19 protein-coding genes are annotated in these 24,130 nt (G+C 73.9%); 7 read left to right on the forward strand and 12 right to left on the reverse strand.

Annotated elements, in window-relative coordinates; genetic code table 11:
* Positions 1 to 240: 240 nt before the first annotated feature.
* Complete coding sequence (locus J1M38_RS10125) at positions 241 to 1,638, reverse strand: replication-associated recombination protein A (protein ID WP_044659815.1); 1,398 nt, start codon at positions 1,636 to 1,638, stop codon at positions 241 to 243.
* 52 nt (positions 1,639 to 1,690) lie between these two features.
* Here J1M38_RS10125 and J1M38_RS10130 point away from each other — a divergent pair, with 52 nt between their 5' ends.
* The 3 genes from J1M38_RS10130 (at position 1,691) to dtd (ending at position 4,657) form a co-directional block, all read left to right on the forward strand.
* Positions 1,691 to 2,281: a DUF1697 domain-containing protein gene (locus J1M38_RS10130; RefSeq protein ID WP_044659816.1), complete on the forward strand. Its 591-nt coding sequence runs from the start codon at positions 1,691 to 1,693 to the stop codon at positions 2,279 to 2,281.
* Between the two features lie 139 nt (positions 2,282 to 2,420).
* On the forward strand, positions 2,421 to 4,160 hold the full coding sequence (locus J1M38_RS10135) for a choice-of-anchor I family protein (RefSeq protein WP_044659817.1): 1,740 nt from the start codon (positions 2,421 to 2,423) through the stop codon (positions 4,158 to 4,160).
* A gap of 44 nt (positions 4,161 to 4,204) precedes the next feature.
* Complete coding sequence (gene dtd, locus J1M38_RS10140; RefSeq protein WP_044659818.1) at positions 4,205 to 4,657, forward strand: D-aminoacyl-tRNA deacylase; 453 nt, start codon at positions 4,205 to 4,207, stop codon at positions 4,655 to 4,657.
* 23 nt (positions 4,658 to 4,680) lie between these two features.
* Here the strand turns inward: dtd and aspS are convergent, their stop codons facing one another.
* Positions 4,681 to 6,495 (reverse strand): aspartate--tRNA ligase, encoded by a 1,815-nt coding sequence (gene aspS / locus J1M38_RS10145; protein ID WP_044659819.1) that lies wholly within the window; start codon positions 6,493 to 6,495, stop codon positions 4,681 to 4,683.
* Positions 6,496 to 6,640: 145 nt separating this feature from the next.
* Here aspS and J1M38_RS10150 point away from each other — a divergent pair, with 145 nt between their 5' ends.
* On the forward strand, positions 6,641 to 7,933 hold the full coding sequence (locus tag J1M38_RS10150; RefSeq protein ID WP_044659820.1) for an APC family permease: 1,293 nt from the start codon (positions 6,641 to 6,643) through the stop codon (positions 7,931 to 7,933).
* Between the two features lie 60 nt (positions 7,934 to 7,993).
* Here J1M38_RS10150 and hisS read toward each other — a convergent pair whose 3' ends face one another.
* On the reverse strand, positions 7,994 to 9,370 hold the full coding sequence (gene hisS, locus J1M38_RS10155; RefSeq protein WP_036313678.1) for a histidine--tRNA ligase: 1,377 nt from the start codon (positions 9,368 to 9,370) through the stop codon (positions 7,994 to 7,996).
* 174 nt (positions 9,371 to 9,544) lie between these two features.
* Here hisS and J1M38_RS10160 point away from each other — a divergent pair, with 174 nt between their 5' ends.
* Positions 9,545 to 10,939 carry a DUF349 domain-containing protein gene (locus J1M38_RS10160; protein ID WP_206501236.1) on the forward strand — a complete coding sequence of 465 codons (1,395 nt, stop codon included), beginning with the start codon at positions 9,545 to 9,547 and terminating at the stop codon, positions 10,937 to 10,939.
* Positions 10,940 to 11,024: 85 nt separating this feature from the next.
* Positions 11,025 to 11,642: a hypothetical protein gene (locus tag J1M38_RS10165; protein ID WP_036380977.1), complete on the forward strand. Its 618-nt coding sequence runs from the start codon at positions 11,025 to 11,027 to the stop codon at positions 11,640 to 11,642.
* 11 nt (positions 11,643 to 11,653) lie between these two features.
* On the opposite strand, the gene J1M38_RS10170 is transcribed toward J1M38_RS10165, so the two are convergent.
* The 8 genes from J1M38_RS10170 to J1M38_RS10205 form a co-directional block, all read right to left on the reverse strand.
* A complete protein-coding gene (locus tag J1M38_RS10170; RefSeq protein WP_206501237.1) occupies positions 11,654 to 13,927 on the reverse strand; it encodes a bifunctional (p)ppGpp synthetase/guanosine-3',5'-bis(diphosphate) 3'-pyrophosphohydrolase in 2,274 nt (757 codons plus the stop codon).
* Between the two features lie 38 nt (positions 13,928 to 13,965).
* On the reverse strand, positions 13,966 to 15,006 hold the full coding sequence (gene secF, locus J1M38_RS10175; protein WP_036317952.1) for a protein translocase subunit SecF: 1,041 nt from the start codon (positions 15,004 to 15,006) through the stop codon (positions 13,966 to 13,968).
* Positions 15,003 to 16,823, reverse strand: coding sequence for a protein translocase subunit SecD (gene secD / locus J1M38_RS10180; RefSeq protein ID WP_036317949.1), 1,821 nt, complete (start codon positions 16,821 to 16,823; stop codon positions 15,003 to 15,005). The genes secF and secD overlap by 4 nt, the downstream gene beginning before the upstream one ends.
* Positions 16,824 to 16,893: 70 nt before the next feature.
* The gene (gene yajC, locus J1M38_RS10185) at positions 16,894 to 17,325 is read right to left on the reverse strand and encodes a preprotein translocase subunit YajC (RefSeq protein ID WP_036317946.1); all 432 of its coding nucleotides are present in this window, start codon (positions 17,323 to 17,325) and stop codon (positions 16,894 to 16,896) included.
* A 60-nt stretch (positions 17,326 to 17,385) separates the two neighbouring features.
* Positions 17,386 to 18,408 (reverse strand): Holliday junction branch migration DNA helicase RuvB, encoded by a 1,023-nt coding sequence (ruvB, locus tag J1M38_RS10190; RefSeq protein WP_036317944.1) that lies wholly within the window; start codon positions 18,406 to 18,408, stop codon positions 17,386 to 17,388.
* The gene (ruvA, locus tag J1M38_RS10195) at positions 18,405 to 19,049 is read right to left on the reverse strand and encodes a Holliday junction branch migration protein RuvA (protein ID WP_036317942.1); all 645 of its coding nucleotides are present in this window, start codon (positions 19,047 to 19,049) and stop codon (positions 18,405 to 18,407) included. The genes ruvB and ruvA overlap by 4 nt, the downstream gene beginning before the upstream one ends.
* Before the next feature lie 80 nt (positions 19,050 to 19,129).
* Positions 19,130 to 19,765: a crossover junction endodeoxyribonuclease RuvC gene (gene ruvC, locus J1M38_RS10200; protein ID WP_036317938.1), complete on the reverse strand. Its 636-nt coding sequence runs from the start codon at positions 19,763 to 19,765 to the stop codon at positions 19,130 to 19,132.
* 47 nt (positions 19,766 to 19,812) lie between these two features.
* Positions 19,813 to 20,574: a YebC/PmpR family DNA-binding transcriptional regulator gene (locus J1M38_RS10205; protein WP_036317934.1), complete on the reverse strand. Its 762-nt coding sequence runs from the start codon at positions 20,572 to 20,574 to the stop codon at positions 19,813 to 19,815.
* Between the two features lie 99 nt (positions 20,575 to 20,673).
* Here J1M38_RS10205 and J1M38_RS10210 point away from each other — a divergent pair, with 99 nt between their 5' ends.
* A complete protein-coding gene (locus J1M38_RS10210) occupies positions 20,674 to 22,767 on the forward strand; it encodes a M3 family metallopeptidase (protein ID WP_036380983.1) in 2,094 nt (697 codons plus the stop codon).
* Between the two features lie 6 nt (positions 22,768 to 22,773).
* On the opposite strand, the gene J1M38_RS10215 is transcribed toward J1M38_RS10210, so the two are convergent.
* On the reverse strand, positions 22,774 to 24,130 hold a 1,357-nt coding region (locus J1M38_RS10215), incomplete at its 5' end, for a S9 family peptidase (RefSeq protein ID WP_241246631.1).

Below are 24,130 nucleotides of genomic sequence, written 5' to 3' on the forward strand. Positions count from 1 at the left end.
GCCGTACGGGGCCGGCTGCTGCGCGGCGGTGTGCTGGGGGGTGGACTGCTGCGGAGTGGACTGGGTCATGGGGGCGGCTCCTTCTGTTCCTTCTGTGCGTCGGTGGTGCATGGGGGCGCGAGCGGGCGAGGAGTCGGCGGGCCGACGTCGACCGCCCCGCTCATCCCTGGACAACCGGTGATCCGGGGTCTTTATTCCGCGCGGCCGCCCGAGGCGTCCGCCCTCGGGCCCGGCGCGCGCTCAGTCGCCGCGGATGATCCGGCGCAGCGCGGCCACCTGCTCGGTGAGCCGCTTCTCGTGTCCGATGGGCTTGGGCCGGTAATAGTCCCTCCCGACCAGGGGGTCCGGCGCGTACTGCTGACGGGCGACGGCGTGCGGCTCGTCGTGGCTGTAGACGTAGCCCTGGCCGTGGCCGAGGGCCGCCGCGCCGGGGTAGTGCGCGTCCCGCAGGTGCGCCGGCACCGCGCCCGTGTGGCCGGCCCGCACGTCCGCGATCGCCTCGTTCACGGCGGTGTAGCTCGCGTTGGACTTCGGCGCGGTGGCCAGATGCGTCACGGCCTGCGCCAGGATGATGCGTCCCTCCGGCATGCCGATCAGCTGCACGGCCTGGGCGGCGGCCACGGCGGTCTGCAGCGCGGTCGGGTCGGCCATGCCCACGTCCTCGGACGCGGAGATGATCAGCCGCCGGGCGATGAACCGGGGGTCCTCCCCCGCCTCCAGCATCCGGGCGAGGTAGTGCATCGACGCGTCCACGTCCGAGCCGCGGATGGACTTGATGAAGGCACTGATCACGTCGTAGTGCTGGTCGCCGTCCTTGTCGTAGCGCTGGACGTGGTGGTCCATCGCCTGCGCGGCGTCCTCGTCCGTGACCGCGACGGCGCCCTCCCCCGCCCGGCCGGCCTCGCGCGCCTTGTCCAGGGCGACGCCGGCCGCGGCCTCCAGCACCGTGAGCGCCCGCCTCGCGTCGCCGCCGGCCATCCGCACCAGGTAGTCCCGCGCGTCGTCCTGGAGCACCACGGCGCCGTTGAGCCCGCGCTCCTGGGTCACGGCACGGTCCAGCAGCCCGACGATGTCGTCGTCCGTGAGGGGACGCAGCGTGAGCAGCAGCGACCGGGAGAGCAGGGGTGCGATCACGGAGAAGGACGGGTTCTCCGTGGTCGCGGCCACCAGCACGACCCAGCGGTTCTCGACGCCCGGCAGCAGCGCGTCCTGCTGCGCCTTGGAGAAGCGGTGGATCTCATCGAGGAACAGGACGGTGGTGCGCCCGTAGAGGTCCCGTTCGCGCTGGGCCTGCTCCATCACCTGCCGCACGTCCTTCACACCGGCCGTGATCGCGGACAGCTCCGTGAACGTGCGCCCGGGGGCGCGGGCGATCACGTGGGCCAGCGTCGTCTTGCCGATGCCCGGAGGCCCGTAGAGGATGACCGAGCTCGGTCCCGCGGCGGAGTCCGGATCGGGCTCGGCGAGCTTGCGCAGCGGGGAGCCCGGCCGCATGAGGTGCCGCTGGCCCAGCACGTCATCCAGCGTGCGCGGGCGCATGCGCACGGCCAGCGGTGCGCCGGGGTGCGGGGCGGCCACGGTGCCGGCCGGGCCGTCGTCGTCGGCCCCGTTGTGGGCGGCGCTGAAGAGGTCGTCCATCGGGTCCAGGGTAGTCCTCGGCCCGCGGGGGCGTGGGTGGCATCATGGCCGCATGAGCCCCGCCGCCCCGCGCACCGACCACACCCACGTCCTGCTGCTGCGCGGGATCAACGTGGGGCGGAGCAACCGTGTCGGCAAGGACACGCTGATCCGCTGGGCCCAGGCCGCCGGCGGGGAGGCGGTCACCACCCACCTGGCCAGCGGCAACGTCCTGTTCCGGGCGTCCTCCGACGCAGCCGCGGAGGGCGTGCGGCAGGGGTTCGCGCGACGGGCGCGTGAGGAGGGCGGCCTCGACGTCCCCGTGGTCCTCGTGGACGTGGGCACGCTCCGGCGCGCCCTGGAGCTGCACGACGCGCTCCCCTGGGCCGGCGGCGAGCCGAAACGCACGCAGCTCACCGTGCTCGAGGACGACCCCGCACCCGAGGCGGCCGCCGCCCTGGCCGCGCTCGACCACGGGGACGACCGACCCGCGGGGCCGGATCGCACGGCCCTGGAGGGACGGCTGCTGTGGATGCGCTGCGCCGCGGGGGTCGCCGACTCCCCGCTCACTCCGGCCCGCCTCGACCGGGCGCTCGGGGTGCGCGGCACGGCCCGGAACCTCACGACGGTGCGGGTGCTCGCGGGGCTGCCGAGCGAGGACTGACCTCGGCGGACGGCACGCGGGGCGTCCGGGGCGTCGACACCCGCGGGACACCGCGCGCTGGCCGGGACGTCACGGACCGTTCACATCCGTGCGATGGGGTGACCCCGTCCTCCGCCTCCCTGCCCTGACTGGAGCATCCATGCCTCGCCTCGCACGCCTCGCCACGGCCGTCACCGCCGCGACCCTGTCCACGGCCTTCCTCGCCCCGGCCTCCCTCAGCGCGCCCGCCCCGCACTCGGCCACGGCCCAGCGCGCCGCCATCGCCGCCAACCCGTCCGGCAAGAGCATCGAGCTCACCCGCGCCGGCACCCACGAGACCGGCGTGTTCGGCGAGTCCGCCGCCGAGATCCCGGCCTTCGACGCGGTCTCCGGCCGCCTGTTCGTGGTGAATGCGCAGCGCGGCGCCGTCGACGTCATGCGCCTGGGCGCCGACGCCGCCCCCGTGGCCGAGCGGACCCTCTCCGCCGAGGGCCTGCGCACCGCGGACGGCTCCGTCACGGACAAGGGCGCCACGGTGAACTCCGTCGCTGTCTCCGGCGGTGTGATGGCCGTCGCCGTCGAGGCCGCCGAGAAGACCGACCACGGCTGGGTCGTGTTCTTCGACACCACCACCCTGCGCTACCTCGGCGGCGTGCGGGTGGGTGCCCTGCCGGACTCGCTGGCCTTCTCCCCGAACGGGGCGTACGTGGTGGTCGCCAACGAGGGCGAACCGGCCGACGACTTCTCCGTCGACCCGGAGGGCACGATCTCCGTGGTCTCCGTACCGAAGAACGCCCGGCAGTTCTCCCGCCTGACCCAGGACGCGGTGCGCACCGTGGACTTCCGTGCCTACGACGCCGGCACCGCCCTGCCCGCCGGCGTGCGCGTCTCCGGCCCCGATATGGCGGTGCCCGCCGGTCACGAGCCCGCCGGTCGGGTGGCTCGCAACCTCGAGCCGGAGTACGTCACCGTCGACCCGACCGGACGCACCGCCTACGTGTCCGTGCAGGAGGCCAACGCCGTCGCCGTCGTGGACCTGAAGTCCGCCACGCTGGAGGACCTCTGGGCGCTGACGCCCACCGATTGGTCCACCGAGGGCGTGCTGGACGCCTCGGACAAGGACGGCGGCATCGAGCTGGGCCACTGGCCGGTCGACGGCCTGCCCATGCCCGACGGCATCGACACGTACCGCTGGCGCGGTCAGAACCTGGTCGTCACCGCCAACGAGGGTGACGGGCGGGAGTGGGGCGACTTCAACGACTCCGAGCGCGTCAGCGACCTGGACCTGTGCGCCGCCGAGTTCCCGGGGGCCAAGGCCCTGCAGAAGAAGGATGCCCTGGGCCGCCTGAAGGTGCTCACCGACCTCGGCTACGACTCTGAGCGCGAGTGCCACTCCTCCCTGACCACACTGGGCGGCCGGTCCTTCTCCATCTACACCGCGGACGGCACCCGCCTGTTCGACTCCGCCGGCATGATCGAGGAGCAGATCGCCCGGCTCGTGGCCGCCGGCGAGCTGCCGGAGCACGCGTTCAACGCGAACAACGACGAGACCCCGTCCGGGGACTCCCGTTCGGATGACAAGGGCCCCGAGCCCGAGTCCGTAGTGGTGGGCACGATCCAGGGCCGCACCTACGCGTTCGTGGGCCTCGAGCGCATCGGCGGCGTGGTGGTCTTCGACATCACCGACCCGCGGAACGCCACCTACGTGGACTACGTCAACGACCGTGACTGGGATGCCGCGGGCGACGACGCCACGGCCGGCCTGGGTGACATGGGCGCCGAGGGCCTGACCTTCGTGCCGGCCGACGAGTCCCCCTCCGGCACCGCCCTGCTGATCGTCGCCAACGAGGTCTCCGGCTCGACCACCGTGTACGAGGTGAATCCGACCCGTCGTCAGTGATCCGCTGACGCGGACCGGTTCCGGGCGCGTTGCAGAATGGCTGCATGAGAGCCGTTCTGCAACGCGCCCGTTCCGCGTCCGTGACCGTCGACGGCAAAGTCGTCGGCTCCTTCGAGGGCGAGGGGCTGGTGATCCTGCTCGGCGTGACCGTCGACGACACCGAGGCCGAGGCCGTCCAGGTGGCCCGCAAGGTGGCCGGGCTCCGCATGCTCGACGGCGAGCGGTCCCTCACCGACGCCGGTGCCCCGGCGCTCGTCGTCAGCCAGTTCACGCTGTACGGCGACGTGCGGAAGGGCCGGCGGCCGTCCTGGACGCGCGCGGCGAAGGGCAACCAGGCCGAGCCGCTCTACGAGCGGTTCACGGCCGAGCTCGAGGCCGCCGGCGTGCGCGTGGAGCGCGGGGTGTTCGGCGCGAAGATGGACGTCTCCCTCACCAACTCCGGGCCGTTCACGCTGATCGTGGACTCGGACGAGCTGGCCGGTCCGCGGCGCGGCTGAGGCGGGCCCGCCGCGGGCCCGGATCAGGCTCCCGGCTCGGCCTCGGCCTGCTTCGGCTCCGGCTGCGCGTCGACGCCGGCCTCCTTGCGCTGCTGGGCGGTGATGGGCGCCGGTGCGGCCGTCAGCGGGTCGAAGCCGCCGCCGGTCTTCGGGAACGCGATGACCTCGCGGATCGAGTCGGTGCCGGCCAGCAGGGCGACCACGCGGTCCCAGCCGAACGCGATGCCGCCGTGCGGCGGGGCGCCGTACTTGAAGCCCTCGAGCAGGAAGCCGAACTTCTCGTTCGCCTCCTCCGGGGACAGGCCCATGACCTCGAACACGCGCTCCTGCACGTCCTGACGGTGGATGCGGATGGAACCGCCGCCGATCTCGTTGCCGTTGCACACGATGTCGTAGGCGTAGGCCAGGGCCGAGCCCGGGTCGGTGTCGAAGGTGTCCGCGAACTCCGGCTTGGGCGAGGTGAACGCGTGGTGCACGGCGGTCCAGGCGCCCGCGCCCACGGCGACGTCGCCCGAGGCCACGGCGTCGGCCGCCGGCTCGAACATCGGCGCGTCCACGACCCACACGAACGCCCAGTCGGCGTCCTTCGCGGCCACGCCGTCACCGGCGTCGGTGAACAGCCCGCAGCGACGGCCGATCTCCACGCGGGCCGCACCCAGCAGCGCGCGGGACTCCTTCGGCTTGCCGGCGGCGAAGAACACGCAGTCGCCCGGGTTCGCGCCCACGGCGGCGGCCAGCCCGGCCTTCTCCTCCTCGGAGATGTTCTTGGACACCGGACCGGTCAGCTCGCCGTCCTCCTGGATGAGCACGTAGGCCAGGCCCTTGGCGCCGCGCTGCTTGGCCCACTCCTGCCACGCGTCGAGGGTGCGGCGGGCCTGGGAGGCGCCGCCCGGCATCACGACGGCGCCCACGTACTCGTTCTGGAACACGCGGAACGGGGTGTCCTTGAAGTACTCGGTCAGGTCCGTCAGCTCGAGGCCGAAGCGCAGGTCCGGCTTGTCCGAGCCGTACTTCTCCATGGCCTCGGCGTAGGTCATGCGGCGGATCGGCGTCGGCACGTCCACGCCCACGAGGGCCCACAGGGCCTTGACGATCTTCTCGCCGAGGGCGATCACGTCATCCTGCTCCACGAAGGAGGCCTCGATGTCCAGCTGGGTGAACTCGGGCTGACGGTCCGCGCGGAAGTCCTCGTCCCGGTAGCAGCGGGCGATCTGGTAGTACTTCTCGATCCCGCCCACCTGCAGCAGCTGCTTGAACAGCTGCGGCGACTGCGGCAGGGCGTACCAGGAGCCGGGAGCCAGGCGGGCCGGGACGAGGAAGTCGCGGGCGCCCTCCGGCGTCGAGCGCGTGAGGGTCGGGGTCTCGACCTCCACGAAGCCCTCGCCGTGCAGCAGCTCGCGCGCCGTCCGGTTGACCTCGGAGCGCAGGCGCATGATGCGCGAGGGCTGCGGGCGGCGCAGGTCGAGGTAGCGGTGGCGCAGCCGGGCCTCCTCGCCGACCTCCACGTGCTCGTCCACCTGGAACGGCAGCGCGGCGGCGGTGTTGAGCACCGTCACGGTCTCCGCGATCAGCTCGATCTCACCGGAGGGAAGGTTCGGGTTCTCGTTGCCCTCGGGGCGGCGCTCGACCGTGCCGGTGACCTGCAGAACCCACTCGTTGCGCAGCGGGTCGAAGTCCGCCTCGTCCCGCACCACAACCTGGGCGAAGCCCGAGGCGTCGCGCAGGTCCACGAAGGCCACGCCGCCGTGGTCTCGCCGCCGCGCCACCCAGCCGGTGACGGTGACGGTCTGGCCGATGAGCGAGGCGTTGAGCTCGCCGAGGGAGTGGGTGCGCAGCACGAGGATCCTCTCCGTCCGGTCGCCGGACGATGTGCGGGGTTCATGTGATGGTCGACGCCGTGTGATACGCCTGCGGGGCGGGCGCGCGCCGTTCCCGTCAGTCTAGTGCCCCGTCCACACTGCCCCAGCCCAGGAGGACCCCGTCATGACCGCCGCCCTGCAGCGCCGCCTGACCCTGCTCCACGCCGTCGCGATCGGCCTCGGCTCGATGATCGGCGCGGGCGTGTTCACCGCGATCGGCCTGGCGGCCGCGCTCACCGGCGGCCACCCCGGCCTGCTGTACGGGGCCCTGGCGGTCGCGGCCGTCGCGGCCCTGTGCAACGCCCTGTCCACGGCGCAGCTGGCCACCGTCCACCCCGAGTCCGGCGGCGCCTACGTCTACGGCCGGCGGCAGCTGCACCCGTGGGCCGGCTTCGTCGCCGGCTGGGGCTTCGTCACGGGCAAGACCGCGTCGGTGGCCGCGATGGCGGCCACCCTCGGCCTGTACCTCTTCCCCGACGACGCCGCCGCGGCCCGGTGGACGGGCGTGGCCGCCGTCGTCGTGCTCACCGGGGTGGCGATGGCGGGCGTGACGCGGACCGCGCAGGCGACGTTGGCGATCCTCGTGCCCGTGCTCGCCGTGCTCGTGTTGGCCATCGGCGCAGGCCTGGCGCGCGAGGCCCCCGGGGGCTCGGCCGCGGCGCTCGGCGTCGACTCCCCCGTGCAGGGCGTGCTCATGGGCGCGGGCGTCCTGTTCTTCGCGTTCGCCGGCTACGCGCGCGTGGCCACCATGGGTGAGGAGGTCATCGACCCCGCACGCACGATCCCGCGCGCCATCCTGATCGCCCTCGCCGTGACCGTGGCGTTGTACCTGCTGCTCGCCACGGCGCTGATCTCGGGCCTCGGGACCTCCGGGCTGGCCCGGTCCCCGGCGCCCGTGCGCGACCTGCTCGAGACCGCCCTGGGCTCCGGCTGGGGCTGGGTGGCGGTGGCCGGCGCCGCCCTCGCCGCGGCCGGGGCCATGCTCAACCTGCTGACGGGCATCTCCCGCACCGCCCTGGCCATGGCCCGCGAGTCCGACCTGCCCCGCCCCCTGGCACGGGTCCATGCGGGGACCGGCACGCCGTGGACGGCTCAGCTGACGGTGGCCGCGGCCGTGATCCTGCTCCTGCTCACCACGGACATCCTCACCGTGGTGGGCTTCAGCTCGTTCGGCGTGCTCGTCTACTACGCGGTGGCGAACCTGTCCGCCCTGACCCTGCGCGGGGACGACGACGGCCGCCGCCCGGCCCGGCCGCGCCCGCTGCGCGTGCCCCGCGCCGTCAACGTCCTCGGCCTGGCCCTGTGCCTGCTGCTCGCCCTCAGCCTGCCGCCGATGTCCGTGGCCGCGATGGCGGGCGTGTTCCTGATCGGGGTGGGCGGGCGCGCGTTCGTGCGGGCCGGGCGCCGGGGCCGGTGACCCGACGCGCAGACACCCACCGCCGCCGCACACCGGGGCCGGCATAGCGGCCGCGTCCGCTCAGTCCTGCGCGCGGGCGACCTGCGGCAGCAGGTCCTCGGCCGGCGGGGTCCAGTCGGCCGGGTCCGCGGCGTGCTGCTCGCCGGAGCGGATGTCCTTCACCTCGTGGACCCGCGCGCCGGCGTCGTCCCGACCCATGAACCAGACGAACGGGATGCCGCGGCGGTCCGCATACTTGATCTGCTTGCCGAACTTCTCCGCGGACACCGCGACCTCCGCGGGGATGCCGCGCTCCCGCAGCAGGGCCGCGACGTCCTGGGCCTCGGACCAGTCCTCGTCCGCCGTCAGCGCCACGTACACCGCGGTCGGCACGGAGCGGGAGGCCACGGCCATCTGCTGGGACAGCATGCGCATCACCAGCCGCGTCACGCCGATGGACAGTCCGACACCGGGGAACACGCGGTTCCCCTTGGACGCGAGCGCGTCGTAGCGGCCGCCCGAGCAGATCGAGCCGAGCTGCTCGTGGCCCACCAGGACGGTCTCGTAGACGGTGCCCGTGTAGTAGTCCAGGCCGCGCGCGATGGACAGGTCCGCCACGGCGCGCCCGGGGGCGCGGCGGTGCAGGGTGGCGACGACGTCGGCCAGCTCGGTCAGCCCCTCCTCGAGCAGCTCGTGGGTCACCCCCAGGGCGCGGACCCGCTCGACGAACGAGGTGTCCGACGTGCGGATGTCCGCCAGGGCCAGCGCCTGCGCAGCCTGCTCGGGGCTCGCGCCGACCTCCTCCTGGAGCAGCCGCGCGACCTCCTCCGGGCCGACCTTCTCCAGCTTGTCGATGCTGCGCAGCACGCCGGCGGTGTCCTCCAGGCCGATGCCCCGGTAGAAGCCCTCGGCGAGCTTGCGGTTGTTCACGCGGATGAGGAAGTCGCCGATCGGCAGGGCGCCGAGCGCCTCGGCCATCACCAGTGCGACGTCGGCGTCGTACCGGGGCGAGAGGGCGCCGTCGCCGACGACGTCGATGTCCGCCTGGGTGAACTCGCGGGCGCGGCCCTCCTGAGGGCGCTCCCCGCGCCAGACCTTCTGCATCTGGTAGCGACGGAAGGGGAAGGCGAGGTGGCCGGCGTTCTCCACGACGTAGCGGGCGAACGGCACGGTGAGGTCGAAGTGCAGGGCCAGGCGCTTGGGGTCGGCCGGGTCCTTGGGATCGCGCAGGCCCGCGGCGACCTCCTCGTCCTCGGCCAGGCGCGAGACCGCGTAGACCTCCTTGTCCACCTCGCCCTTGCGCAGCAGCTGGCCCAGGGTCTCCACGGCACGGGTCTCGATGCCGGCGAACCCGTGCAGCTCGAAGGTCCGCCGCAGCGTGTCGAGCACGTGCTGCTCCACGAGCCGCTCGGCGGGCAGCCACTCGTGGAAACCGGACAGGGAGGCCTTGCGGGACATGGCGATCCTTCGAGACGACGACGGCGGGGACGCGCGACGGTCCCCCGCCGGCGCACCGGCCCATTCTAGGCGCGGGCGCTGTCCGGCCCGGTACGCTGGCCCTGTTCGTGTCCATCCCGACCGGCCGCATCCCTCGACGACTGCGTGCCGGCGCAGTCAGGGAGAGTTCCAGCGGTGACCAATCACATGCAGCCCGACGACCAGCAGTCCCCCGCCACCGAGTCCACCCCCGCGTCGGCCGAGGCCGCCGATACGACCGTGCCCGCCGAGGCCCGGCCCGTCCCCGAGGTCGTGGCCCCGACCGTGCCGCCCACCCCGGTGGAGGAGGCCGCCAGGTTCGCCCGGGTGAGCGAGGACGGCCACGTCACGCTGCTGGACGGGCAGGAGGAGCACGCGGTCGGCCAGGTGCCGGACGCGAGCACCGAGGACGCGCTGGCGTACTTCGTGCGCAAGTACGACGACGTGCGCGCCCAGATGGCCCTGTTCGAGCAGCGCATCGCCGCCGGCGCCCCCTCGGGTGAGCTGGGCCGGGCGCTGGGTCAGATGACGACCGCGGTGAACGAGCGCCACATGGTCGGCGACATGGACGCCCTCCGCACCCGCCTGGCGGCCCTGGAGACCCTCCTGGGCGACTACCGCGCCGCGGAACAGGAGGCCCGGCAGGCCGCCCAGGCCGAGCAGCTGGCCACCCGCGAGGCCATCGTCGCCGAGGCCGAGACCTTCGCCCAGACCCCGGCCGAGCGGATGCCCTGGAAGACCGCGTCCAAGCGCATGACGGAGCTGTTCGAGGAGTGGAAGGCCGCCCAGAAGGCCGGTCCGCGTCTGGCCAAGTCGGTCGAGGACGACCTGTGGAAGCGCTTCCGCGGCGCCCGCACCGCGTTCGACAAGACCCGCCGCGCCCACTTCTCCCGGCTGGACGCCGCCTCGGCCGAGGCCAAGCAGGTCAAGGAGCGTCTCATCGCCCGTGCCGAGGAGCTGTCCACCTCCACCGACTGGGGCGTGACCGCCGGCAAGTACCGCGACCTGATGGACGAGTGGAAGCGCGCCCCCCGGGCCTCCCGCAAGGAGGACGACGCCCTCTGGGCCCGCTTCCGCGCCGCCCAGGACGTCTTCTTCGCCGCCCGCAAGGCCGCGAACCAGGAGATCGACCGCGAGTACGGGGCCAACCTGAAGGTGAAGGAGCAGATCCTCGCCGACGGCCAGAAGCTGCTCCCGTTCACGGACGTCAAGGCCGGACGGCGCGCGCTCAACGAGCTGCGCGGGCGGTGGGAGGATGCCGGCCGCGTGCCCCGCGGGGACGTCCGCCGGATGGAGGAGGGCTTCCGCAAGCTCGAGGACGCCCTCAAGCAGGCGGAGAACGAGCACTGGCGCCGCACCGACCCGGAGACCAAGGCCCGCACGAACTCCGCCCTCACGCAGCTCGAGGAGACCATCGCGGGGCTCGAGGCGGATCTCGCCCGGGCCCAGGCCCGGGGCGACCAGCGCGCCGTCAAGAAGGCCCAGGAGGCGCTCGACGCGCGCCTGCAGTGGAAGCAGGCCCTCGAGGCCTCGGCCTCCGAGCTCCGCTGAGCCCCACCCGTCTCGAGCACGCCCCCGCGGCCCGCCTGTCCACAGGCGGCCGCGGGGGCGTCCCCGTCTCTGGCAGGATCCGGGCATGACGACCGTGACGATCGAGGAGACCGCCCCGACCGGGGCACTCGTGCTGGCGGGCGACCCCTTCACGGAGCCGGAGCTGCAGGCGCTCGGCGCGCGGGGCGCCGTGCGGCCGCTGCTGCCCGGGGTGTGGGCGCGGCCGGACGCCGCGGACGATCCCGCGGTCCGGGCCGCTGCCCTGTGGACCCTCGGCGGCCCGCTCCTGGCCGCCGGCTGGACCGCGATCGGCCCGTCGGCGGCCTGGATCCTGGCCGGCGGCGCGGCGCCCGGGCGGCTGCACGCGGCCGTGCCGCACTTCCACCGGCGCCCCGCCGGCGGGGGCCTGCTGCCCTGGACGCTCACGCAGTCGGACGTCGCGGCCGATGCCACGGGCGTCGCCCCCGCCGAGCACGACGTGCTCCGCTTCGGCCCCGTGCGGGTCACGACGCCCGCCCGGACAGTCGAAGACCTGCTGCTCAGCGCCGACCCGGATGCGGCGCGGCGCGCGGCCGCCGTGATCGGCGCCCACGGCGCCGCCGGGCTGCGGGAGCGGCTGGCCCGCCGGACCCGCCGTGCCGGCGTCGTGGCGGCCCGGCGCCGGCTGGGCGCGCTGCTGGCGGCGCTGGACGTCCCCGACTGAGGCCGGGAGGCTCAGGTGCGGTGCACGTCGAAGACGCCGTCGATGCGGCGCACCGCGTCGATCACGTGGCCGAGGAACCGGGGGTCGCCCATCTCGAAGACGAACCGGCTCATCGCCACGCGGTCGCGGGTGGTGTTCACGGAGGCCGAGAGGATGTTCACGTGGTTCTCGGAGAGGACCCGGGTGACGTCGGAGAGCAGCGACTTGCGGTCCAGCGCCTCGATCTGGATCTCCACCAGGTAGACGGTGTCCCGCGACGGCGCCCAGCTGACCGGGGTGCGGCGCTCCGGCTCCTGCGCGAGCAGGGTCGCCAGGTTGGGACAGTCGACCCGGTGCACGGAGACCCCGGAGCCGCGGGTGACGAACCCGTCGATGGCGTCCGGCGGCACCGGGTTGCAGCACCGTGCCAGCTTGGCCATGACGCCGCCGTCGCCGTCCACGAGCACGCCGGCGTCGTTGGTGGCCCGCGCGGGGGCGCGCCGCGACTGGGCCGGGACCAGCTCCTGCAGGTCCACCTCGCCGACGGTCAGCTCGCCCTCCGGCTCGGCCTGCGTCGACGTCGGCGGAGCGAGGCGCTCCGCGACGCGTTCCTGCACGGACTGGGCGGACACGTGGCCGTCGCCGAGGGCCACGAACAGCCCGTCGAGGTCCGCGTAGCCGAGATCCGTGGCCACCTGCACCAGCTCCTCGCCGCCGAGCACCTGCTGCACGGCCATGCCGGCCTTGCGCAGCTGACGGGTCAGCGACTCGCGTCCCCGGTCGGCCTGCTCGTCGCGGCGCTGCGTGGCGAAGTGGTGACGGATCTTGGACCGGGCCCGCGGCGAGACCACGAAGCCCAGCCAATCCCGGCTCGGCCCCGCGTCCTCGGCGCGCGAGGTGAAGACCTCCACGGTGTCGCCGTGGCTGAGCGGCGTGGACAGCGGGACGAGCTTGTCGTTGACCCGGGCGCCGATGGTGCGGTGGCCGACGTCGGTGTGGATGGCGTAGGCGAAGTCCACGGGCGTGGAGCCGGCCGGCAGGGTGCGGATCTCCCCCTTCGGCGTGAAGACGTACACCTCGTCCGCCCCGATCTGGGTGCGCAGCGAGGCGAGGAACTCGTCCGGGTCCCGGGTGTCCGCCTGCCAGTCCATCACCGAGCGCAGCCAGGCCGGCGTGGCCTGCACCGGCGCCTGGCCGGCGACCTGGGCCTTGTACCGCCAGTGCGCGGCGACGCCGTACTCGGCCTGGCGGTGCATCTCCTGCGTGCGGATCTGGATCTCCACCGGCTTGCCGCCCGGCACCATCACCGTGGTGTGCAGGGAGCGGTACATGTTGAGCTTCGGGACCGCGATGTAGTCCTTGAACCGGCCCGGGACCGGGTTCCAGCGCGCGTGGATGACGCCGAGCACGGCGTAGCAGTCACGCACGGAGTCCACGAGCACCCGGATGCCCGTGAGGTCGTGGATGTCGTCGAAGTCCTTCCCGCGCGTCACCATCTTCTGGTAGATCGAGTAGTAGTGCTTCGGCCGTCCGGTGACGGTCGCCCGGATCCGGTGCTCGCGCAGGTGCTCCTCGATCACGGTGCGCAGCGCCGCGATGTGCTTCTCCCGCTCCGGGTTGCGCTCCCCCACGAGGCGCACGATCTCCGCGTACATCTTGGGCTTGAGGGCGGCGAAGGAGAGGTCCTCGAGCTCCCACTTGACGGTGTTCATGCCGAGCCGGTGGGCCAGCGGGGCGTAGATGTCCAAGGTCTCCTGGGCCTTGCGGGCGCTGGACTCCGGGGAGACGTACCGCCACGTCCGCGCGTTGTGCAGCCGGTCGGCGAGCTTGATGAGCAGGACGTTCACGTCCTGGGCCATCGCGATGACCATCTTGCGCACGGTCTCGGCCTGCGCCGCGGCGCCGTAGGTCACCTTGTCCAGCTTGGTCACGCCGTCCACGAGGAGGGCGACCTCGGAGCCGAAGTCGGCGCGGAGGCGCTCCAGGGAGTAGTCCGTGTCCTCGACGGTGTCGTGCAGCAGGGCCGCCAGGAGCGTCGGGCCCGTCACGCCGATCTCGGCGAGGATCGTGGCGACCGCGACGGGGTGGGTGATGTACGGGTCCCCGGAGCGCCGCATCTGCCCCTCGTGTGCCGCGCGGGCGACCTCGAAGGCGCGGACGATCTCGGCCAGCTCGGTCTTGGTGGCTCGCTGCCGCACGGTGCGCATCAGCGGCTCGAGCAGGGGCGAGTACTCGGTGGCGTGCCGGCCGGTCAGGCGTGCGATCCGGCTGCGGGGCCGGACCGGGGCGGGACGCCACCGTCCCACCCCGCCCCAGGAAGACCACCGGGGCCGCAGCGGCTCCGTCAGAGTCGCGCGCCGTCGTCCCAGGGGGCGACGTCGGGATCGGTGACCGCCTCTGAGGCACGCTCCCGGGCGGCGCGGGCCGCGGCCCGGGCGTCGTGGTCGCGCACGTCCGGGTCGTTGCGGCGCAGCAGGGCGTACAGCGGCGCCTGGAGGAACAGGGTGGACAGGGTGCCCACGATGATGCCCACGAACAGCGCGAGCGCGATGTCCCGCAGCGTGCCGGCACCGAGCAGCCCCGCGCCGATGAACAGGATCGAGCCGACCGGCAGGATGCCGACGACGGAGGTCGTGATGGACCGGACGAGCGTCTGGTTCACCGCGAGGTTCACGTTCTCGACGAAGGAGCGCTCCGGGTCCTCCTCGGCCCCGATCGTGTTCTCGCGGATCTTGTCGAAGACCACCACGGTGTCGTAGAGCGCGTACGACAGGATCGTGAGGAAGCCGATGATGGCCGACGGCGTGATCTCGAAGCCGGTGGCGCCGTAGATGCCGGCGGTCAGCGCGACCACGTAGAGCATGCCGAGCACGGCGGCCAGGGACATCTTCCAGGTGCGGAAGTACACGGCCATGAACAGGGTCACGAGCACCACGAAGATCACCAGGCCGATCAGGGCCTGCTGCGACACCGCGGCGCCCCAGGTCGGCCCCACGAAGGTCGAGGTCACCTGGTCCTGGCCGACGCCGTAGGCCTCCTGCAGGTTCGCGGCCACGGCTCGGGTCTGGGCGTCGTCGAGCTGCTCGGTCTGGACGCGCACGGTGCCCGGGGCGACGTTCGTGACGGTGGCGTGGCCGTCGGCCAGCACGTCGGTCACGGCGCGCTCGCCCGCGGCCACGTCGGTGGAGGCCGTCTGCGAGACGGTGAACTCGGAGCCGCCCCGGAACTCGATGCCGAGGTTGAAGCCACCGCGGAGGGCGGTCAGGCCGCCGGCGAGGACGAGCAGCAGGGCGGCGAGGGCGAACCACCGCCGCCAGCGCTGGATGAACGGGTAGGAGATGCGGCCCGAGTAGAGGGCGTTGCCCCAGTCGGCGAAGCGGTTCACTGGTCCTCCTCCTGGCGGCGTCGCTCGGCGCGGCGTCGCTCGGCGATCGTCATGGGCGGCGCGGTGCGCGAGCGGCGGCCGCCCCCCCGGGCGGACGAGCCCGCGCGGGGGGCGCCCGTCGCGACGAGCGGGCGCGGGGCGTCGGCGGCCGCCGCGTCAGCCGGCTCGTCGGAGTCCTCCGCCGGGAGCCCGGTGCGGGGGGCGTGGGCGGGCTCGCGGAAGCGGCCGGCGCCCTGATACAGGGACGGCCCGCCCAGCAGCGACGGGTCCAGTCCGGACATCGGGTGTCCCTCGCCCACGAAGCGGGTCTGGGCCAACAGCACCATGAGCGGGTGGGTGAACATGAACACCACGATCAGGTCGGCGATCGCGGTGAGGCCGAGGGTGAACGCGAAGCCGCGCACGTTGCCGACGGCCACGAAGTACAGCACGACGGCGGCCAGCAGGTTCACGGCCTTGGACGCGGTGATCGTCCGCCGGGCGCGCTTCCAGCCCTCGTGCACGGCGACGGGCACGGTGTGGCCCGCGCGCAGCTCGTCCTTGATGCGTTCGAAGTAGACGATGAACGAGTCCGCCGTCAGACCGATCGCCACGATGAGCCCGGCGATGCCCGCGAGGGACAGGCGGTAGTTGTCCGTCCAGCCCAGGATCGCGATGGTCAGCCACGTCAGCACGCCCGCCACGATGATCGAGGCGAAGGTCAGCAGGCCCAGGGCCCGATACTGGAAGAACTGGTACACGGCCACGAGGCCGAGGCCGATCAGGCCGGCGATCAGGCCCCAGAAGAGCTGGTCCCGGCCGAGCGTGGCGGAGATCTGCTGCTCGGACTCGATCGAGAAGGAGATCGGCAGGGAGCCGTAGTTGAGCTGCTCGGCCAACTGCGCCGTCGTCTGCTCGTTCAGGGTGGGGCCGCTGATCTGCGCGCTGCCGTTGGTGATGACCACGTTGGACTGCGGCGCGGAGATCACGTCCCCGTCCAGCAGGATCGCGAACTGCTTGCGCGGGTCGCCCTCGGGGTACGGGGTGAGCTTCTGGGTGACCTCCGTGAAGGCCTTGGTGCCCTCCTCGTCGAACTCGATGTTGACGACCCACTGGTTGGTGGAGACGCCGCCCTGGGCCTGGGCCATGCCGTTGGACGCGCCCTTGATCTGGGTGCCCGGGATGACCACGGGGCCCAGGATGTACTTCTGGGCCGGCGTGACGGCGCCGTCGGCGAGCTCCTCGGAGGGCTGGCAGGCGACGATCGCCCGGTCGGACGGCGGCGGGGGCGCGGCCGGGTCCCGCGGGGCGGTGCAGTCCGTGGCCTGGAACTCGGCCAGCAGGGCCGGGGTGACCCAGTTCGGGTCGTAGGCGTCCGCCGGCTCCCCGTCGGGCTTCGGCAGCTGGTCTTCTGGCAGGCGCTGGTCCTCGGGGGTGGCCTCCCCCGGGCCGGACTGCAGCACGGGGCGGAACTGCATGTCCGCGGACGCCTGGATCAGGCGGCGGGTCTCCTCGTCCGGGACCCCGGGCAGGGAGACGACCACGTTCTGGGAGCCCTGCGTGGCGACCTCCGCCTCGGCCACGCCGGAGCCGTCCACACGCTGGCGGATGATCTCCACGGCCTGGTCCAGCTGCTCGGGGGTGACGGACTCGCCCGTCGAGGTCTGGGGGGCCAGCACCATCTGCGTGCCGCCCTCGAGGTCGAGGGCGAGCTTGGGAGCCCAGGAGGCCGCGCCGGAGGCCACGCCCCCGCCGAGGATCGCGGCCAGGACCACGAGGAGGGCGGCCAGCCAGGCCAGGGTGCGCCCGGCGGAGCCGGTGGGTGTTCTCTTCGCCATTGCTCAGGTGCTTCCGTCACATTCGAGCGGCCCCGCCAGGCGGGGCCGCGTGTGCAGGGGTGGGTGGGCCTCAGGCCAGGTCGTCGCGGCGCGGACGCGGGTCGTCGGCGTCGTCGGCGCGGTACTCGGTGCCGGGGGCGTCATCCAGACGCGACGGGTCCGTGGTGGGCGCGGCGGCCGTCTCCGGCTCCACGACGGTGGTGACGCCCTGCAGGTGCACGTCCATGCGGGTGCCCGGGGCGGTCTCCAGCGTCACCCGCTGGCCCTCGGTGTCCACGGCCACGACGGTGCCGAAGATGCCGGCGCCCGTCATGACCTCGACGCCTGGGGCGAGGGTGCTGCGCATCTGCGCCTGCTGCTGCTGCATCTTCTTGCCCTTGCGGAAGGAGAGGAAGAGCATCACCGCGAGCAGGGCGAAGGCGATGAGCATGAGCAGGCTGCCGCCACCCCCCTGGGCCTGCTGGGCGATCACGGGCAGGGTCGCGGCGGTGGCGACGGGCATGGGGGACTCCTGATGCTCGGGGTGGGCGGGCCTGTCCAGTGTAGGGGCCCGCCCTGGGCGTCACGGCCCCGGCGTGGCCTCCGGAGCGGCGAGGCCCAGGTGCTCCCAGGCCCCCGGCAGCGCGACGCGGCCACGGGGGGTCCGCGCCACCATGCCCTCGCGGATGAGGAAGGGCTCGGCCACGGTCTCCACGGTCTCGGCCTCCTCCCCCACGGCGGTGGCCAGCGTGCTGAGCCCCACGGGCCCGCCGCCGAACGTGGTGCACAGGGCCGTGAGCACGGACCGGTCGAGCCGGTCCAGGCCGCGCCCGTCGACCTCGTACATGTCCAGGGCGGCGGCGGCGTCGTGCGCGCCGACCTCGGCCAGCCCCTTCACGAGCGCCCAGTCCCGCACGCGGCGCAGCAAGCGGTTGGCGATGCGCGGGGTGCCGCGCGAGCGCCGGGCGATCTGCCGGTACCCCTCCGTGGCCAGCCGCATGTCCAGCAGCAGGGCGGAGCGGCGCAGGACGCGCTCGAGCTCCACCTCGGTGTAGAAGTCCAGATGGCCCGTGAAGCCGAAGCGGTCGCGCAGCGGCCCCGGCAGGAGGCCGGCCCGCGTGGTGGCGCCGACGAGCGTGAAGGGCGGCAGCTCGAGCGGGATCGAGGTGGCGCCGGCGCCCTTGCCCACCACGATGTCCACCCGGAAGTCCTCCATGGCCATGTAGAGCATCTCCTCGGCCGGGCGGGACATCCGGTGGATCTCGTCGAGGAAGAGCACCTCGCCCTCGGTGAGCGAGGACAGGATGGCCGCGAGGTCGCCCGCATGCTGGATCGCGGGGCCGGAGGACAGCCGCAGGGGGGCGTTCATCTCCGCGGCCACGATCATCGCCAGCGTGGTCTTGCCGAGCCCGGGCGGACCGGAGAGCAGGACGTGGTCCGCGGCGCGGTCGCGCAGCCGGGCGGAGGCGAGCATGAGGTCCAGCTGCTCGCGCACGCGCATCTGGCCCACGAACTCGTCCAGGTGCTTGGGGCGCAGCGCGGCCTCGAGCCGACGCTCCTCCGGGTCGACGGCCGCCGCGGACAGCGGCGAGGACTCCGCGCTCATCGCCCGCCTCGCACAGAGCCGGCCATGCCGACGTCGCGCAGGGTGGCACGCAGCAGCGCGGCGACGTCGCGGCCCTCGTCCAGCTCCGGGCGGGCCGCCACGGTGGCCTCGACGGCCTTGAGCGCCTCCTTCTCGGACCAGCCCAGGCCGGCCATCGCCTGCACGACGTCGGCGTGCCAGAGCGCCTCGACGGTCGGCTCGGCGCTCGCCTCGGCCTCCGCCTCGGGCACCGGCTCCCCGGTGGGCGCGAGGCGGCCGGAGAGCTCGACGATGATCTTGCGCGCCATCTTCGGCCCGATGCCGGGCACGCGGGTGAGGGTCTTCTCGTCCTCCTCGGTGACCGCCCGGCGCACGGTCTCGGGGTGGTGGACGGAGAGGATCGCCAGGGCGAGGCGGGGACCCACGCCGTTGGCCGTGATGAGCACCTCGAACACCTCGCGCTCGTCGCGGTCCGCGAAGCCGTAGAGGGTCAGGGCGTCCTCCTTGACCACGAGGTGGGTCTGCACCGCCCCCGGCCGGCCCTCGTGCAGGGTGGCCAGCGTCTGCGGGGTGGCGGAGAACTGCACACCCAGGCCGCCGACGGCGATGACCGCCCGGTCGAGGGCCACGTGCTCGACGGTGCCGCTGAGCGAGGCGATCATGAGGGGCCCTCCTGTCGGGACGGACGGACGCCGGTCGGCGCGGATTCGAACATATCATCGAACGCCGGCCCGGCAGCGGCCTACCGGCGTCGCCCGCCGCCCGCCGAGCGCTCGGCGTCGAGCCAGGCCCGCTGCGCGGCGGTGAGCTGGCCCCGCGGGCGGGCGCGCGCGGGCGCCTTGGCGGCGAACTGCGAGCGCCCCGCCCGGGAGGCGAGGTCCGCGGTGTCGAGGCCGGTCTGGCCGGCGGCCGCGCCGAGGGCGGTGCCGCGCCAGCCGTGGGCGATGGCCAAGGCGAGGGCGTCGGCCGCGTCGGCCGGGCGCGGCGGGGCGTCGAGGCGGAGGATCCGGGTGACCATCGTGGTGACCTGCTCCTTGCCCGCATCGCCGTGTCCGGTGACGGCGGCCTTGACCTCGGAGGGGGTGTGCAGGCCCACGGGGACGCCGGCGCGCGCGGCCGCGGCGATCGCCACGCCCGCGGCCTGGGCCGTGCCCAGCACGGTCGGCGTGTTCGTGTTCGCGAACATGCGCTCGACGGCGGCGCGATCGGGCCGGTGCGCGGCGAGGACCGCGGAGACGGCCTCGTCGATGCGCAGGAGGCGCTGGTCCAGGGGGGCGGTGGGCGGGGTGCCCGTGACCTCGACGTGGACGAGCGCGGCCCGCCGTCGCGCGTCCACGTCCACCACGGCGATCCCGCAGCGGGTGAGCCCCGGGTCCACCCCGAGGATCCGGACGACGTCGGCGGGCCGGCGCGCGCTCAGCGCGATCAGTCCTCGTCGAGCTCGGCGAGGACCTCGGGGGCGATGTCCACGTTCGAGAAGACGTTCTGGACGTCGTCGAGGTCCTCGAGGGCATCGGCCAGCTTGAGGAAGGTGCGGGCGCCCGACGCGTCCAGGTCCACCTTCATGGTGGGGACGAACTCGAGCTCGTCGGACTCGTACTCCACGCCCGCCTCGTCGAGGGCCTTGGCCACGGACTGCAGGTCGGAGGGGTCCGAGAGGATCTCGAAGGAGTCGCCGGAGACGACGACCTCCTCGGCGTCGGCGCCGCCCTCGAGCACGGCCTCGAGCAGGCCGTCCTCGGTGTTGCCCTCGGCGGGCAGGCGCACGAGGCCCTTGCGCTCGAAGAGGAAGGAGACGGAGCCGGAGTCGGCCATGGTGCCGCCGTTGCGGGTGACGGCCGCGCGCACGTCCGCGGCGGCGCGGTTCTTGTTGTCGGTCAGGCACTCGACCAGCAGCGCCGAGCCCTGGGGGCCGCGGACCTCGTACATGATCTCGGCGTAGTCGATGACCTCGCCGGTGAGGCCGGCGCCGCGCTTGACGGCGCGGTCGATGTTGTCGTTGGGCACCGAGGCCTTCTTGGCCTTGGACACGGCCAGGTCGAGGGCGGGGTTGCCGGCGACGTCGGGTCCGCCGGCACGTGCCGCGACCTCGATGTTCTTGATGTACTTCGCGAACGCCTTGGCGCGCCGCGCGTCGATGACGGCCTTCTTGTGCTTGGTGGTCGCCCACTTGGAATGTCCTGCCATCACGCCTCCTCAGGTCTGGATCTCGTCTGCTGGCTCGACCGCCCAGTCTAGCGACGCCCGGTGGGGTGGCGCGGATCACGGCTGACTACACTCGCGCCCATGACCCACACCTCCGCGCCCTCCGTCCTGCCCGCCGACCACCCGCTGGCGACCCCCTCCGACCTGCCCTACGGGCTGCCCGACTTCTCCGCCGTCTCCGACGCGCAGCTGGCCGAGGCCGTGCGCGCGGGGATGGCGGCCCAGCGCGCCGAGGTCGACCAGATCCTCGGGGCGGCCACGGCGCCGACCTTCGAGAACACCGTCCGTGCGCTCGAGCTGTCCGGCCAGCTGCTGCGCCGCTCCGCCGCGATGTTCTTCACGCTCGTCGGCTCGGACGGCACGGATGCGCGGCAGGCCCTGGCCGAGGAGCTCTCCCCCGAGCTCGCGGCCCACGAGGACGCGATCCTGCTGGACCCGCGGCTGGCGGCGCGCGCCGCTTCGATCGACGACGGCGGCCTCACGGGCGAGGACGCCCGCCTGCTGGAGACGCTGCGCCTGCGCCTCTCCCTGGCGGGGGCGGACCTGGACGAGGCCGCGCGCGAGGAGCTGCGCGGGATCAACACGGAGCTGGCGTCCCTCTCGGCCGCCTACACGCGCCGCCTCGTCGCGGACACCGCCGCCCGCGCCGTGCTCGTCACGGACCGCGAGCGCCTGGCCGGTCTGAGCGAGGACGACCTGGCCGCGGCGGCGGGGGCGGCCGCCGAGGCGGGGCACGGGGACGGGGACGCGGCGGCGGGCCCGTGGCTGCTGACGCTGTCCCTGTTCACGTCGCAGCCGTGGCTGGCGTCCCTGCAGGACGAGGGGATGCGGCGCGAGGTGTTCGAGGCGTCGACGGGCCGGGGCGGGTCCGGGGAGCACGAGACGCTGACGACGGCGATGGCGATGGTGCGGCTGCGGCTGCGCAAGGCGCGGCTGCTGGGGGCGCAGAGCTGGGCCGAGCAGGCGCTGAAGGACCGGGCGGCGCCGTCGACGGCGGCCGTGGAGGAGCTGCTGGCCGCGATGGCGCCGCGGGCGATGGCCAACGCGCGGGCGGACGCGGCGACGGCGGCGGCGCACGCGGGCCGGACGGACGCCGAGGTGGCCCCATGGGACTGGCCGGCGCTGTCCGCGGCGTACGCGCGGGAGGAGTTCGCGGTGGACGCGGACGCCCTGCGCCCGTACTTCGAGCTGGACCGGGTGCTGACCGAGGGCGTGTTCGCGGCGGCGACGGCGCTGTACGGGCTCACGTTCGCCGAGCGCCCGGAGCTGGCGCGGCACCTGTACCGCCCCGGGATCCGGGTGTTCGAGGTGACGGGTGAGGACGGTGCCGGGGTGGGTCTGTTCGTCGCGGACCTGTTCGCGCGGCCGACCAAGTCGGGCGGTGCCTGGATGCACACGGTGCGGGACATGGCGGACGCCCTGGGCGAGCGCCCGGTGGTGTTCACCACGATGAATGTGCCGGCCCCGGCGGCGGGGCGTCCGGCCCTGCTGACGCTGGATGAGGCCACGACGCTGTTCCACGAGTTCGGCCACGCCCTGCACGGGCTGCTGGCCCGGGGCGAGTACGCCTCGCTCACCGGGACGAACGTGCCGCGCGACGTCGTCGAGTTCCCGTCGCAGGTCAACGAGGTGTGGCTGCGCGAGCCGTCCCTGCTGGCCGCGTACGCGCGGCACGTGGAGTCGGGCGAGCCGCTGCCGGCGGGGACGCTGGAGCGGCTCGAGGCGGCGGACCTGTGGGGCGAGGGGCACCGCACGGTCGAGTATTTGGGCGCGGCGCTCGTGGACTGGGCCTGGCACTCGCTGACGGAGGAGACGGTGGACGCCGCCACGGCCGACCCGGCCGCGTTCGAGCGCCGGGTGCTGACCGAGGCGGGCATCGACCCGGACCTGGTGCCTCCGCGCTACGGCACCGGCTACTTCAAGCACATCTTCGGCGGCGGCTACGCGGCCGGGTACTACTCCTACGTGTGGGCCGAGGTGCTGGACGCGGACGCCGTGGAGTGGTTCCGCGAGCACGGCGGGATGACGCGGGAGAACGGCCGCCGGTTCGCGGACGAGCTGCTCTCGCGGGGCGATACGCGTGACCTGCTGGAGTCCTACCGCGCGTTCCGTGGCCGGGACGCCGAGCTCGAGCCGCTGCTGCGCCGTCGGGGGCTGGCGGACGCCGCGGCCTGAGCGCGGTCAGCGCCCCCGGCCGCCGGGGCGGGGGGCGCTGAGCACGGCGCGCAGCCAGCCGCGCACGGTGGTGTCCCACTTGCGCGGGTCCACGTTCTGCTCGCGGGTGTGGCGGGCCTGGTGGAAGCGGACGAACCGCACGAGGTCCGGGTTGCGCTCGGCCAGGTCCTGCGAGGGGCCGACGGGCACGTACTCGTCGTCCTCGGAGTGCAGGATCAGCGTGGGCACACGCACGTGGTCGGCGCGGGTCACCCAGTCCAGGGCCTTGAGGTCCACGGGGGCGGCCAGGCCCGTGATGAACCGGCCGGCCCGGTTGGCCAGCAGCCACTGGCCGAGCAGGCCCACGGCTTCGGGGATCCGGTTGAGCCGGGCCTGGTGGCGCAGCACGTCCACCCAGTCGATGACGGGGCCCGTCAGGACCACGCCGCGCACGTGCGGGGCCAGCGGGGAGCGGTCCACGGTCTGCAGCACCACGGCCCCGCCCATGGACCAGCCGAAGAGGACGACGTCCCGGGCGCCGTGGTCGAGGGCGTAGCGGATGGCCGCCTCGACGTCCTCCCATTCGGTGGTGCCGAGCCCGTAGCGGGCGTCGGCGGCGTCCGGGGCGTCGCCGTCGTTGCGGTAGGAGATCAGCAGCGACGTCATGCCCAGGCGGCGGGCGGTCGGCACGGCGCGGATGCCCTCGTTGCGGCGCGCGCCGCGGCCGTGGACCATCACCGCCCACAGCCCCTCCGCGGGACGGGGTTCGCCGTCCTCGCTGGGGTCCGGCTCGATGCGCCATGCGCGGGCGTGGCCGCCGGGCACCGGCACCTGCACGTCCTCGGCGTCGAGCCCGGCGTCGGCGGGGGTCGGGTAGACGAAGCCGGTGAACCGGCCCCGGGTCGCCGTCGTCAGATCGCCGGAGAAGACCTCCTCGACCGCGCGCTGCACCGTGCCGTCCCGGGGGTCGAAGGAGGTGATCTCCCCGATGCGGGCGCATCCGGCGCCGTCGTCGAACGTGAGGGAGTACTGGCCGGGCACGGTGGTGTACTCGTCGGCCTGCAGGATCACGTCCTGCCCGGCGGGCGTGTCGACGACGGCGAGGATCGGCGTGGACTCGGCGTGGCGGCGCACGGGGGTCACCACGGTGCGGGCGAACACGCCTGCGAGCGCCGAGCTCGCCCCGGCCAGCACGAAGGCGGAGGCCGCGGCGACGCTGAGCACGGGCGGGGCCCAGCGGGCCACCGGGGAGGCCACGGCCACGCCGCCGCGCACCGATCCGGTGACTCCGCGGCGGACCAGGCGGCCCGCTCGGCGGACGCGGGAGTCGCGACCCCCGGCCCGCCGGGCTGCCACGGTGACGGCGGCGGCCAGGGCGGGCGGC

Source organism: Micrococcus sp. KRD070, from assembly GCF_017168435.1.
Classification (GTDB): Bacteria; Actinomycetota; Actinomycetes; order Actinomycetales; family Micrococcaceae; genus Micrococcus; species Micrococcus luteus.

Excerpts from the sequence above, each read along its gene's own strand:
- J1M38_RS10165 (WP_036380977.1), top strand. The coding sequence starts at position 11,025 with ATGACGACCGTGACGATCGAGGAGACCGCCCCGACCGGGGCACTCGTG.
- dtd (WP_044659818.1), top strand. The coding sequence starts at position 4,205 with ATGAGAGCCGTTCTGCAACGCGCCCGTTCCGCGTCCGTGACCGTCGAC.
- hisS (WP_036313678.1), bottom strand. The coding sequence starts at position 9,370 with ATGTCCCGCAAGGCCTCCCTGTCCGGTTTCCACGAGTGGCTGCCCGCC.
- J1M38_RS10150 (WP_044659820.1), top strand. The coding sequence starts at position 6,641 with ATGACCGCCGCCCTGCAGCGCCGCCTGACCCTGCTCCACGCCGTCGCG.
- J1M38_RS10125 (WP_044659815.1), bottom strand. The coding sequence starts at position 1,638 with ATGGACGACCTCTTCAGCGCCGCCCACAACGGGGCCGACGACGACGGC.
- secD (WP_036317949.1), bottom strand. The coding sequence starts at position 16,823 with ATGGCGAAGAGAACACCCACCGGCTCCGCCGGGCGCACCCTGGCCTGG.
- ruvB (WP_036317944.1), bottom strand. The coding sequence starts at position 18,408 with ATGAGCGCGGAGTCCTCGCCGCTGTCCGCGGCGGCCGTCGACCCGGAG.
- J1M38_RS10135 (WP_044659817.1), top strand. The coding sequence starts at position 2,421 with ATGCCTCGCCTCGCACGCCTCGCCACGGCCGTCACCGCCGCGACCCTG.
- J1M38_RS10130 (WP_044659816.1), top strand. The coding sequence starts at position 1,691 with ATGAGCCCCGCCGCCCCGCGCACCGACCACACCCACGTCCTGCTGCTG.
- ruvA (WP_036317942.1), bottom strand. The coding sequence starts at position 19,049 with ATGATCGCCTCGCTCAGCGGCACCGTCGAGCACGTGGCCCTCGACCGG.
- J1M38_RS10210 (WP_036380983.1), top strand. The coding sequence starts at position 20,674 with ATGACCCACACCTCCGCGCCCTCCGTCCTGCCCGCCGACCACCCGCTG.
- J1M38_RS10205 (WP_036317934.1), bottom strand. The coding sequence starts at position 20,574 with ATGGCAGGACATTCCAAGTGGGCGACCACCAAGCACAAGAAGGCCGTC.
- yajC (WP_036317946.1), bottom strand. The coding sequence starts at position 17,325 with ATGCCCGTCGCCACCGCCGCGACCCTGCCCGTGATCGCCCAGCAGGCC.